Source organism: Prochlorococcus sp. MIT 1201 (assembly GCF_047303415.1).
Classification (GTDB): domain Bacteria; phylum Cyanobacteriota; class Cyanobacteriia; order PCC-6307; family Cyanobiaceae; genus Prochlorococcus; species Prochlorococcus marinus_D.
Map to the genome: position 1 here is coordinate 1,722,980 of NZ_CP138947.1, position 12,376 is coordinate 1,735,355.

At 53.4% G+C, this 12,376-nt stretch carries 10 protein-coding genes and 1 tRNA gene; 8 read left to right on the forward strand and 3 right to left on the reverse strand.

Annotation, left to right across the window (positions count from 1 at the left end):
• Positions 1-32: 32 nt before the first annotated feature.
• From SIB41_RS08365 to SIB41_RS08380, 4 genes are read left to right on the forward strand one after another with little or no spacing between them, the layout of a single operon-like run.
• Entirely contained in the window at positions 33-1,553 is a 1,521-nt protein-coding gene (locus tag SIB41_RS08365) for an anthranilate synthase component I family protein (RefSeq protein WP_413358167.1), read from the forward strand.
• On the forward strand, positions 1,550-2,692 hold the full coding sequence (gene gshA, locus SIB41_RS08370; protein WP_413358169.1) for a glutamate--cysteine ligase: 1,143 nt from the start codon (positions 1,550-1,552) through the stop codon (positions 2,690-2,692). Before SIB41_RS08365 ends, gshA begins: the two co-directional genes overlap by 4 nt.
• Complete coding sequence (ppc, locus tag SIB41_RS08375) at positions 2,689-5,703, forward strand: phosphoenolpyruvate carboxylase (protein ID WP_413358171.1); 3,015 nt, start codon at positions 2,689-2,691, stop codon at positions 5,701-5,703. The genes gshA and ppc overlap by 4 nt, the downstream gene beginning before the upstream one ends.
• Complete coding sequence (locus SIB41_RS08380; protein WP_413358173.1) at positions 5,675-6,157, forward strand: N-acetyltransferase; 483 nt, start codon at positions 5,675-5,677, stop codon at positions 6,155-6,157. The genes ppc and SIB41_RS08380 overlap by 29 nt, the downstream gene beginning before the upstream one ends.
• Positions 6,158-6,348: 191 nt before the next feature.
• On the opposite strand, the gene SIB41_RS08385 is transcribed toward SIB41_RS08380, so the two are convergent.
• Positions 6,349-6,422 (reverse strand) — tRNA-Arg (locus SIB41_RS08385).
• A 108-nt stretch (positions 6,423-6,530) separates the two neighbouring features.
• Between SIB41_RS08385 and recF the strand changes: the two genes are divergently transcribed.
• The 3 genes from recF (at position 6,531) to SIB41_RS08400 (ending at position 9,609) form a co-directional block, all read left to right on the forward strand.
• The gene (gene recF, locus SIB41_RS08390) at positions 6,531-7,628 is read left to right on the forward strand and encodes a DNA replication/repair protein RecF (protein WP_413361477.1); all 1,098 of its coding nucleotides are present in this window, start codon (positions 6,531-6,533) and stop codon (positions 7,626-7,628) included.
• A gap of 27 nt (positions 7,629-7,655) precedes the next feature.
• Positions 7,656-8,129: an adenosylmethionine decarboxylase gene (gene speD / locus SIB41_RS08395; protein WP_413358175.1), complete on the forward strand. Its 474-nt coding sequence runs from the start codon at positions 7,656-7,658 to the stop codon at positions 8,127-8,129.
• A gap of 1,258 nt (positions 8,130-9,387) precedes the next feature.
• A complete protein-coding gene (locus SIB41_RS08400) occupies positions 9,388-9,609 on the forward strand; it encodes a hypothetical protein (protein ID WP_063419275.1) in 222 nt (73 codons plus the stop codon).
• A 160-nt stretch (positions 9,610-9,769) separates the two neighbouring features.
• Here SIB41_RS08400 and SIB41_RS08405 read toward each other — a convergent pair whose 3' ends face one another.
• Positions 9,770-9,937, reverse strand: a complete 168-nt coding sequence (locus tag SIB41_RS08405; protein WP_169189837.1) for a hypothetical protein — start codon at positions 9,935-9,937, stop codon at positions 9,770-9,772.
• Between the two features lie 9 nt (positions 9,938-9,946).
• Entirely contained in the window at positions 9,947-10,813 is an 867-nt protein-coding gene (gene larE / locus SIB41_RS08410) for an ATP-dependent sacrificial sulfur transferase LarE (protein WP_413358177.1), read from the reverse strand.
• 49 nt (positions 10,814-10,862) lie between these two features.
• Here larE and SIB41_RS08415 point away from each other — a divergent pair, with 49 nt between their 5' ends.
• On the forward strand, positions 10,863-12,071 hold the full coding sequence (locus tag SIB41_RS08415; protein ID WP_205909621.1) for a cob(I)yrinic acid a,c-diamide adenosyltransferase: 1,209 nt from the start codon (positions 10,863-10,865) through the stop codon (positions 12,069-12,071).
• Positions 12,072-12,376: the final 305 nt, after the last annotated feature.

Genomic DNA, 12,376 nt, shown 5'->3' on the forward strand with positions numbered 1-12,376 from the left:
AACCAATCGGCACCTGCTGCGAAGATTCCCTCATGCTCAGCTCTGATCGTGACCATTTCTTTGAGATGGCTGCTAGTGGTGCCAATTTCATTCCTTTGGCCCGCAGTTGGCCAGCGGATCTGGAGACCCCTCTAACAACTTGGTTAAAAGTTGGGGCAGATCATCCCCCTGGGGTCTTACTCGAATCGGTCGAAGGGGGTGAAACTCTTGGGCGCTGGAGTGTGGTGGCCTGCAATCCACTTTGGACAGCCACCTGCCGAGGGAAACACCTCACACGTCGTTGGCGAGAAGGACGAACCGATGAAGCCATCGGCAACCCTTTTGAAGGCCTCAGGCAATGGCTTGCTCCTTATCGCACCGCAACCCTGCCAGGCCTACCCCCCCTTGGCCAGCTCTATGGAATGTGGGGTTTTGAACTGATCAAGTGGGTTGAACCCACAGTGCCCGTTCACTTAAGGGACAACAATGATCCGCCTGATGGTATCTGGATGCTGATGGACAGCATCTTGATCATTGATCAAGTTAAACGCCTCATCACTGCCGTGGCATACGCAGACCTGAGTGTCGAGCAAACGGCTAACGAAGCTTGGGACAAGGCACAAGCACGCATTCAAGACCTAGAAAAGTGCATGGCGGAACCACTTGCGCCGATTCAGCCACTGCAATGGCAACCAAAAAATCAATCTCCACCTTCCACCATCAGTAACTACAGCCAACAAGGCTTTGAGGAGGCAGTTCAAACCGCCAAGCAACACATCGCCGCAGGTGATGTGTTCCAGCTTGTAATCAGTCAACGGCTGGAGACCAGAGTTCCTCAACAGCCACTTGAGCTCTACCGAAGTCTGCGGATGGTGAATCCTTCTCCATATATGGCTTTCTTTGACTTCGGCGACTGGCAGCTGATTGGCTCAAGCCCGGAGGTCATGGTCAAGGCGGAGCCTGTCGCCGATGGCATTAAGGCCAGCCTTCGGCCTATTGCCGGCACGCGTCAGCGTGGCGGCAACGAGCTTGAGGACCACAATCTTGAAGCAGAGTTGATGGCAGATCCCAAGGAACGTGCCGAGCATGTGATGTTGGTTGATCTTGGCCGCAATGACCTTGGACGCGTTTGCAGGCCGGGCAGTGTGATGGTGAAAGAGCTGATGGTGATCGAGAAATATTCCCACGTCATGCACATCGTCAGTGCAGTGGAAGGTGTGCTTGACAAAGGCAAGGATGTTTGGGATCTACTCATGGCCTCATTCCCAGCAGGCACGGTCAGTGGCGCCCCAAAAATCAGAGCCATGCAGCTCATTCATGAGCTCGAACCCGACTCAAGAGGACCTTATTCAGGTGTGTATGGGTCCATCGATCTCAACGGTGCTCTGAATACAGCTATAACCATTCGCACAATGATTGTGCGGCCCCATCCTGAAGGCGGCTGGCAAGTCAAGGTTCAAGCAGGTGCTGGTGTGGTGGCCGATTCCATCCCCACCAAGGAATACGAAGAGACCCTCAACAAGGCAAGGGGAATGCTCACAGCCCTGGCCTGCCTCGAGTCCCACAAGTCATGAATACCCGGCTGCTACTTAAGGGGTTCGAAGTGGAGCTGTTCACAGGACGCTTCAGCGGTGAGCACGTCGGCGTAGCTACTGCCGTAGCAAGCGATCTTGCTGATTTCGTCACAGAACCAGACCACCGAAATCTGGAATACATCACTGAGCCAAATCAACACTACGGCCCATTGAGGGAAGCCCTGCTGACTCCTAGGCGAAGACTGCGCCAATGGTTGGTTCCACGGCAGCTCACATTGATTCCTGGTAGCACCCTCAGCCTGGGCGACAGTCATCACTTTGAACGATCTGATCCGCTCAACCCCTATCACGATTTAATTGAGGCCAACTACGGCACCAGGGTGGTCACCACCAGTGTTCACATCAACCTAGGGCTTGAAGATCTACCGCTGCTGTTTGCTGCGCTGCGCTTGGTGCGTTGTGAAGCAGCCCTCTTTCTTGCCCTGAGTGCAAGCTCCCCCTTCCTCGATGGCCAGCCCACGGGAAGCCACTCTCAGCGATGGCTGCAATTTCCACTCACTCCAGAGCGGGTACCACTCTTCCAAAACCATCCTGACTATGTCGCTTGGGTTGAAGCACAACTGGCCACTGGCACGATGCAAAATGAGCGTCATCTATGGACCTCCGTACGGCCAAACGGACCTCGCCGCCCCTATCAACTCAATCGTCTAGAGCTGCGCATCTGCGACTTAATCACCGATCCCGATGTTCTGCTTGCAGTGACTGCCCTAATCGAACTGCGCGTGCTCAGCCTTCTTCAGAACCCAAGCCAACTGGATCCACTCAAAGTGAGTCGACTAACCACCGATGAACTTGCTGATCTTTGTGATGCAAATGATTCTGCTGTCGCTCAAATGAGCCTGGACGCAACCCTGCACCACTGGCGAGATGGGAGCCCCATCCTGTGCCGCTCCTGGATCGAGACAATGCTCGAGGGAATCATTCCGATCAGTAGAGATCTAGGTCTGGAGCAACAACTTGCACCGCTGCATACAGTCCTAAATAAGGGCAATCAAGCCATGCAATGGCTACAGAGCTATGCCGATGGCAAGTCTGTGGAGGCTGTCATTCAAGACAGCATTGCCGAAATGAACGCCGAAGAGCTCAACGCAAGCAAGGCCGAGGCCATTTTGGGATGATCATGGCCAAACCTGAGTCCACTAGCGCATCGATGCAGCAGTCTTCCGCCCAAAAAACTGATTGCGAACAGCCCAGAGCAATCGGAGAAGGGCAGCAGGCAGGACGCTTACTGCAGAACCGCCTTGAACTGGTGGAAGACCTTTGGCAAACGGTGCTACGCAGCGAATGTCCACCGGAGCAGGCAGAACGACTACTTCGACTGAAGCAACTCAGTGAACCTTTGGCCCTTGAAGGTGCAGATGAGAACAGTGCCAGCAGAGCAATTGTGCTGTTGATCCAAGAGATGGACCTGGCAGAAGCGATCACCGCAGCACGCGCATTCTCCCTCTATTTCCAACTGGTGAATATCCTCGAGCAACGGATCGAGGAAGACAGCTACCTCGCAAGTATGTCCTCTGGCAAAGGAAACAACCGCCAAGACAAACCCTATGACCCCTTTGCTCCACCGCTCGCCACGCAGACAGACCCAGCCACATTCAGGGAGCTGTTCGAACGACTTCGCCGTCTCAACGTGCCACCAGCTCAGCTGGAGACCCTTCTACAGGAGATGGATATCCGCCTAGTTTTCACTGCTCATCCCACTGAAATCGTCCGTCATACCGTTCGCCATAAGCAACGCAAGGTTGCAAGCCTGTTGCAGCAGTTTCAATCAGATCCAACAAAATCGACATCTGAGAAAGAAAGCCTGAGACTGCAGCTTGAGGAGGAAATCAGGCTCTGGTGGCGGACCGATGAGCTTCATCAGTTCAAGCCCTCCGTTCTGGATGAGGTGGATTACGCCCTCCACTATTTCCAACAGGTGCTTTTTGATGCCATGCCCCAGCTACGGCGTCGCCTGATCACTGCAATGGCCGAGAGCTATCCGGACGTACACATTCCACAAGCTGCCTTCTGCACGTTTGGATCTTGGGTTGGATCAGACCGAGACGGCAATCCTTCCGTTACACCAGAAATTACCTGGCGCACCGCCTGTTATCAACGTCAGCTGATGCTGGAGCGCTATGTCAATGCCGTTCAAAAACTCCGTGATCAACTCAGCATCTCCATGCAATGGAGCCAGGTAAGCGCTCCACTGTTGGAGGCACTGGAAATGGACCGGCTTCGATTCCCCGAGGTTTACGAGGAACGCGCAGCCCGCTATCGACTGGAGCCTTATCGCCTCAAACTCAGCTACACCCTGGAGAGGTTGAAACTCACTCAACAACGCAACCAACAATTGGCCGAAGCAGGCTGGCAAACCCCACCAGAAGGCCTAAACCCCAGCCCCAATTTCATTAATGCGGGAGAAGCCCTTCACTACAAATCAGTAGCAGAATTCCGCAGCGACCTAGAACTGATCCGCAACAGCCTGGTCAGCACAGATCTGAGCTGTGAGCCTCTGGATACCCTCTTAAATCAGGTCCACATTTTCGCTTTCTCACTAGCCAGCCTTGACATCCGCCAGGAGAGCAATCGCCATAGCGATGCTCTCGACGAATTAACCCGCTACCTAAACCTCCCTAAGGCCTATGGCGACATGGCCGAAAATGAGCGAGTGCAATGGTTAATGGAGGAACTACAGACTCGCCGCCCCCTGATCCCCTCTGCCGTTATCTGGTCGCCCAGTACAGCAGAAACGGTGGCCGTGTTTCGCATGCTGCACCGACTGCAGGAGGAATTCGGCAGCCGAATCTGCCGCACATATGTGATCTCAATGAGTCACACAGTTTCCGATCTACTCGAGGTGCTGCTGCTAGCCAAAGAAGCCGGCCTCGTGGATCCGGCTGCTGGCCATGCCGAACTGCTTGTGGTGCCCCTCTTCGAAACCGTAGAGGATCTCCAGCGGGCTCCAGCAGTAATGGAGGCACTTTTGAGTTCACCTGTCTACCGCAATTTGCTCCCTCGTGTCAGCGAACAGGTCCAACCTCTGCAGGAGCTGATGCTTGGCTATTCGGACAGCAACAAAGACTCCGGATTTCTATCCAGCAATTGGGAGATCCATCAAGCCCAAATTGCCCTGCAAGATCTAGCTAACCGCCAGGGTGTGGCTCTGCGCCTTTTCCATGGACGCGGTGGATCTGTTGGCAGAGGAGGTGGCCCTGCCTACCAAGCAATCCTTGCCCAACCAAGCGGAACCGTGCGCGGCCGAATCAAGATCACTGAGCAGGGAGAAGTGCTGGCATCGAAATACAGCCTGCCCGAGCTAGCCCTTTACAACCTAGAAACATTCACAACGGCCGTCCTGCAAAACAGTCTGGTAACCAACCAGCTAGATGCCACCCCAAGTTGGAATCAACTGATGACCAGACTGGCTGGCCGTTCACGTGAGCACTATCGGGCCCTCGTCCACAACAACCCTGATCTGGTGGCCTTCTTCCAACAGGTCACGCCGATCGAAGAAATCAGCAAATTGCAAATCTCCAGCCGTCCTGCTCGACGCAAAAGCGGCGCCAAGGACCTCTCTAGTCTGAGAGCGATCCCCTGGGTATTTGGCTGGACGCAAAGTCGATTCCTGCTACCGAGCTGGTTTGGCGTTGGAACAGCCTTAGCCGCTGAAGTCGAATCAGACGCTGACCAGCTTGACCTTCTACGCAGACTGCACCAACGCTGGCCATTCTTCCGAATGCTGATCTCCAAGGTGGAGATGACCCTTTCAAAAGTAGACCTAGACCTGGCTCATCACTACATGACTAGCCTTGGCCGCGAAGATTACCGTGAAGCCTTTAACCGTATCTTCGAGATCATCGAAACGGAGTACAGCCTCACCCGCCGGTTGGTCTTAAACATCACAGGACAACCCAGGTTGCTCGCGGCCGATCCCGCCCTACAGCTATCAGTCGATCTTCGCAATCGCACGATCGTGCCCCTTGGGTTTCTGCAAGTGGCCCTGCTTCGCAAGCTGCGTGATCAGAACCGGCAGCCACCCATGAACGATGCTGGCGATGGTCGCACTTACAGCCGCAGCGAACTGCTAAGAGGCGCACTGCTCACCATTAACGGCATTGCTGCAGGCATGCGCAACACCGGTTGAAACCACCTTGCTTGCCTTTCTTCAACAGCCCGAACTCCCCCCCGGCTTCCGGCTAGACCTTGAACAGCCACCCAATCCTCAAGCACTCAACAAACTTCTTGCTCGTTGCAGAGAAACCACTCACACTTCAGAGCAATGGGCCCTGGCCTTTGAGCGAAGCGTTTGGCATCTAAGCATTATTGAACAAGAAAAAGGAACCCTGGTTGGTTTTGTGCGCGCCACAAGCGACCATGGCCTCAATGTCAACCTCTGGAATCTCGTCGCCCAACCCGGCTCATTACAAGCACAATTGCTTGCAGTTCTCGTACATCAAGCGCTTGACAATTTGCGCCGAATCATGCCTGGTTGCAGCATCTCAATATTGGCACCTGCCATCTCCCTCAAAGCATTGAAGGATCAAGGCTTCATTATTGATCCAGATGGCATAAGAGCGATGAGTTATCGACTCCGCTAAGTCGTCGAGTCAACATCGTTATTGGATCCTTCCTGCAGCGATCTAAACCGCGCTTGTGAGCCAAGTATGGCGAGAGAACTGCAGCACTCTGGCCATCTTTGCTTGACCGACTACAACCTGAATTGAGATCAGCTCCTCAACTGAACGATGCCACTGAAAGCTCTAGAAGAGTATGGGAGCTAAAGCAAATACGAGCATGGAGGGACTCGAACCCCCGACCCTCAGAACCGGAATCTGATGCTCTATCCAACTGAGCTACATGCCCACAAATATCGGCTGGATGCCGCTATATGAGAGCAACTCTCAAGCCCCCTCAATCAAGGTACCTTAACCTCATGCCGCTCCAAGACCGATTCGGCTTCACCAGCTCGAACTGCAGGGGTATCGCAATTACAGCAGGCTTCAGCTGGAGTTGACGGAAAATCGGCTGCTGGTTATTGGCCCCAACGGCATCGGCAAATCCAACCTTCTCGAAGCCGTAGAGCTACTCGGCAGCCTGCGCTCGCATCGCGCAAGCAGCGATCAAGACTTGATCCACTGGGAAGAACAGCGGGCCCTACTTCGCGCCATCGCTGATGACACTGAGAAGCTCGAACTGGAATTGCGGCGACAAGGAGGTCGACAAGCCCGCCGCAACGGCAAAACGCTCACCCGCCAATTGGATCTAATCGGTCCACTGCGTTGCGTGGGGTTTAGCGCTCTCGATCTCAATCTCGTTCGAGGCGAGCCTGCCCTGCGGCGCCAATGGCTTGATCGCGTCGTACAACAACTTGAACCGATCTATTCAGATCTAATTAGTCGCTTCAACAAGCTGCTGCGTCAGCGAAGCCAGCTGTGGCGTCAGTGGCGCCACATCCCGATTCAGGAGCGTGATTCCCTCTTAGATGCCTTCGATGTACAGATGGCTTTAGTCAGCACACGCATTCATCGACGTCGCAGTCGAGCTCTCGCCCGCCTTGAACCACTTGCAGCCCGATGGCAGGAAACCCTCAGCAAACACAAGGAACGGTTGCGACTCGACTATCAGCCAGGCAGCCAACTCGAAGGTGAGGAAGCGGAAGAACCTTGGAGGTTGGCGATCGAAACGCAACTCCTCGGCCAACGCAGTGAGGAGGAACGGTTAGGAAGTTGCCGGATCGGTCCTCACCGCGACGAGGTGAGATTGCTACTCAACGATTCAGAAGCGCGCCGCTTTGGCTCAGCAGGACAACAACGAACCGTGGTGCTGGCGCTCAAGCTTGCCGAACTAGAGCTCGTAGGCGAACTCTGCGGTGAACCCCCTCTGCTGTTATTGGATGACGTTCTTGCGGAACTGGATCCCGGCAGACAGTTGCTGCTGCTCGAGGCTGTAGGAGAGAAACATCAGTGCCTCGTTAGCGCAACCCATTTGGAAGGCTTCCAGGATGAATGGCAACAACAATCACAGATCATCGAAGCAGGATCTTTAAATCGATCGGAAGAGGTCCGCTAAGGTGGCGAGCTGATTTTTATTGCCTTGATGGAGAGAACCCTGTCTTGCTTGCATCCCAATCCAGGATGGGAAGACACCAATTGCCAAGACAACACAAGCTCAATCAATCACAGCGCCACCGACATGGTGGGCAAGCACTGCATCCTAGAGCTTTATGACTGCGATCACGCCAAGCTCAATGACGAAGCCTTTCTGAGAACCACGATCACAACAGCAGCCAAGCGTGCTGGTGCCACTCTTCTCAATCTGATCACCCACCGATTTGAACCTCAGGGGGTCACAGGGCTTGCCCTTCTAGCTGAATCGCATCTCTCCATCCACACATGGCCTGAGAATGGTTATGCCGCGGTGGATGTCTTCACTTGCGGCGATCAAACGATGCCGGAACAAGCTTGTGAGCTCTTACGCCAGGAACTTGGCGCTAAAAGCCATGCATTAAAGAGCTTCCAACGGGAAACACCAGCAGCTCTAGCAACCGCAGTACGCCATCCAAAGGCTTAATCAGCTAGCTACAGCGACCTGCTGAAACCAATACTGAAGCATTTGAGTGATCGCTACAGGCACTTCTAAAAGGCAAGGGGTATCTAAACACCTACTCACATTGCCCCATTCATCCACCTTCCGGTTCGTAGTGGCTTGAGATTCAGAGGCTGGTGACTAGTCAAGCCTCCTGTCATGCTCAAACTTATCCAAATGCTCTTCTTCTAACCTCAACCTTTGCGCTTCCCTTTTGCGATCATCCTCTCTCTTTCTCTCTTCTAAAGGAAGAACTTGCCCCAACCCAATCACCATTCCATTCAGTTCATCAAACCTTTTGTTCATTTACCCTAGCATTCTTTCTAGGTCTTGGATAGCCAATTCTGTTTGACTGAGCTGTTCTTGAGACTCCTTCAGCTGTTCCGATGTAGGCTTCATAGCAAGTATTGAAAAGTATTTGAATACAGAGAAATTTCCTAGCGAAAGAGTGACCACAACGCTCTAAAGATTTGGCTAAGTCGTTCCAACCACTTATCTACAACCACAACTAACACTGGATATTTAGAGGGGGAAAATAAGAGCCTAGTAAATATAAACCCCGGAGCGAGAGAATGATTCAACATGAACACAGGTTCGGCTTACTCTCCATCTTTCAGCCATAAGCAATGTATATGGATGCAGACAAAAGGAGATGAAAGCCAGACCAAAGATGAAGAAGGGTTAGCCATCATCTCTATTGTCTGATTAAAAGCATTGAAAGCTTCGTTTCACCTAAATGTTGTTAGTTCCACCAGCCCTTGCCAAAACAAGCCAAACCTCTTCCTGTCAGGGAACTTCAACAACTAAGCATCAAAAAGCCCCGCCAATAGGTGGGGCTTTTGCTTATTTATTTTCTCCCCCTAGAGCGGTGGCGACTTTTTGTTTTCATCCTTCACCGCTATCCATAGATTCACCCAACCTCTTTAAAAACGCAGTGTCCTGGCTCAATGCCAGCGGTGAGTTTGAGCACAAGCATCTAGAACCTATGCATTGGCTCTGTAAGGAGAGCAAACAACTGACGTAAACAAGGGCACCCGCGTTGGATGCCCTCAAGTCCAGGACAGGTTTTCAGGGTTTCGACGTCCTCGGACTCCTGATCTAGGTCTAAGCAAGCAGGAATCAGTCGTCAGTTAGGCAAAAACTGCTAAATCTCCGACCTAGGTGGCTCCCAAGCGGCCTCTCTAGCAGGTTGAATTTGATGTGCAGAAATGCTCATGGTTGATTCTGCAAAAGTCTGTATTGTTTGCGAGCTGGAAGTGCAGCCGAAGGTTTGCCACCAGCACACCCAAACAGCATTGAGTACTTGGATAAGAACACAGCCATTCGTGAAGCAGAGGTCCTGCGGATTGAGGCATCCCTCGCCGCAAAGCCTCATAGCCAAAAAGCCTTGGCCAACCTCCCAGCTACCAAGAAGACGACTGGTGTTCGCTCTGCTCGCCCTGAATCAAGCTCCAATCGCAACTGAAGCTGTTCTCCGTACTGAAGAAATTCTCCATTTTGCCTGTGTTGTCAAGATCCAGACCGACAAAGGGATAGGGCATCTCAACAGCCTCCCTTATGCGACACCCTTGTGAGCCAGCGTGGCTCAACAATCGGCAGAGATAGCTCTAACGAGCTGATTGCCCCTAAAGCCCCAGACAAGCTGTTGTTGCCCTACTCGCCCAGCTGTAAAAGCAGCGAGAAAGTCCTTCCAGGCTTTGCCCTATCGCATCAGAGAGAGCACCAAGCTCAATCTCCCGCCGATGGCAACGCAGTGGAACAGGAGTCGCGAAAGGAATAAAGCCGTAAGCCATTCCACGCCTTCAATGTTCTTGGCCAGTGCGATTGAGCTTGCCACTGACCAAACCTTCCAGATCAAGGCTGATGGAGGTGAAACCCAGCGCAAGGAAATGCGCGACGACCTGCTCACGATCCAACTCAAGCACCACATCCTCAATCCGATCCGCGGGAACTTCAATACGCGCAGCTAAGCCCTGACTGCGCACTCGCACCTCAGTAAAACCAAGCGTTTTTAACCAGGCTTCAGCCAGACCAACCTGACGCAATCGCTGAGCCGTGATGCTATTGCCATAGGGGAAACGAGAAGCCAGGCAGGGCTGCGCGGGCTTATCCCACCAAGGGAAGCCAAGAGCTCGTGAGATCTGACGTACACCCGCTTTGTCAATCTCCAGTTCAGCCAAAGGAGAACGCACACCTGCCTGACGACCCGCCTCAATGCCAGGTCGATGCTCTCCCAAGTCGTCGTGATTCACGCCATCCACCACCTGAGCTCCACCGGCTGACTGAGCAATCGGGCCCAGATGGCGATGTAATTCACGCTTACAAGCAAAACAACGGTCTATAGGGTTGCTGCTATAGGCCGGATCATCCAATTCCTCAGTCACGCATTCCTGGTGACGAATCTCAAGCCAGGCAGCCTGTTGACGAGCCTCATCGAGAAGATCAGGGGCAAGTGCAGGAGAAACCCCTGTCACCGCAAAGGCTTGAGGTCCAAGTTGTTCTTGTGCGATCGCTGCCACTAGTGCACTATCAACTCCACCGGAATAGGCCACACACACGCGCCTAAAACTGGCAAGACACTTGCGCAACCTCTGCAACTGGGCATACTCACGATCTGGCAGCGGTTCCAACTGCCGAAACACCGCTGCACCAGCCGTCCCAGCAACCACCTTCTCAGCCCATCGATCTCGTTAGGCTTCAACCGTAGAGGACCCGTCAATGGCTTCGCAGACGGCAGCATCCAAGACACCCAGCAATCGCCAAACATCAAGCGGCAGAAGAGGACGTGGGATTGGCATCGCGACCGCAGCCGAAAGCAATGAACGCAGTCATGGCCAACTGCACATCTATGACGGCGAGGGAAAAGGCAAAAGTCAGGCCGCTCTTGGTGTTGTCCTACGCACCATCGGGCTCGGGATCTGCGAGCAACGACGAACCAGGGTGCTGTTGCTTCGATTCCTCAAAGGCCCAGGCCGCGCCTACGACGAAGATGCTGCCATTGAGGCACTGCAACAGGGCTTCCCTCACCTGATCGACCAAGTACGCACTGGTCGAGGTGAATTTTTCATCGCCGAGGACGCTACCCGCTTTGATCGTCAAGAAGCCCAACGCGGCTGGGATATCGCCAAGGGAGCCATCGCCAGCGCCCTCTATTCAGTCGTTGTGCTTGATGAACTCAATCCCGTGCTGGATCTAGGCCTGCTGGCTGTTGAAGATGTAGTCAAAACACTCACCGACCGACCTGACGGCATGGAGATCATCGTCACCGGACGAGCCGCTCCAAGAGCCCTAGTTGAGGTAGCCGATCTGCATTCCGAAATGCGCGCCCATCGTCGTATGGAGCCTCAAGCTGATGGCGTTATTCCCTTCATGACCACCGGTGGCATTGAGATCTACACCGGTGAGGGCAAAGGCAAGTCCACCAGTGCCCTAGGCAAGGCCCTCCAGGCCATTGGCCGCGGCATCAGCCAAGACAAAAGCCATCGCGTGTTGATCTTGCAGTGGCTGAAAGGTGGCAATGGCTACACGGAAGATGCTGCCATTGCAGCCCTAAGAGAAAGCTACCCCCATCTTGTTGATCATCTGCGTTCCGGCCGTGATGCCATCGTGTGGCGAGGTCAACAACAACCGATCGATTATGTGGAAGCAGAGCGCGCATGGGAAATTGCCAGAGCCGCCATCGCCAGTGGGCTCTATAAAACTGTCATCCTCGATGAACTCAATCCCAGCGTGGATCTTGAACTGATTCCTGTGGAGCCGATTGTTCAAACCCTGCTGCGTAAGCCTGCCGAAACCGAAGTGATCATCACCGGCCGCTGCAAAAACCAACCTGCCTACTTCGACCTGGCCGGCGTCCACTCAGAAATGGTATGCCACAAGCACTACGCCGAGCAGGGCGTAGACCTCAAGCGAGGCGTGGATTACTGAATAAACAACTTGTTAATAACACCTTCAACTGATTCCTGTCGCATCAAAGCCAACCTCGAGTCTTAATCATTTAGGAATTAAAACGATTCAAGCTCTTATTTCTGGAAGCCCAGCAGATAAAACAGCTTGATCAAGGCGACTTGCATGACACGGCCACGAGCGGGCAGATAGAAGCAAGCCGCGACAGGGTTGCTCGCGACCCAGCGAGTTAGAGGTGCAATCAATCACCAACTTTCAACTGGAATAGGTTGCCCTGCATGAGCATGGGGGACGAACTAGAGCGCTACAGGATGATCTCAGTAACT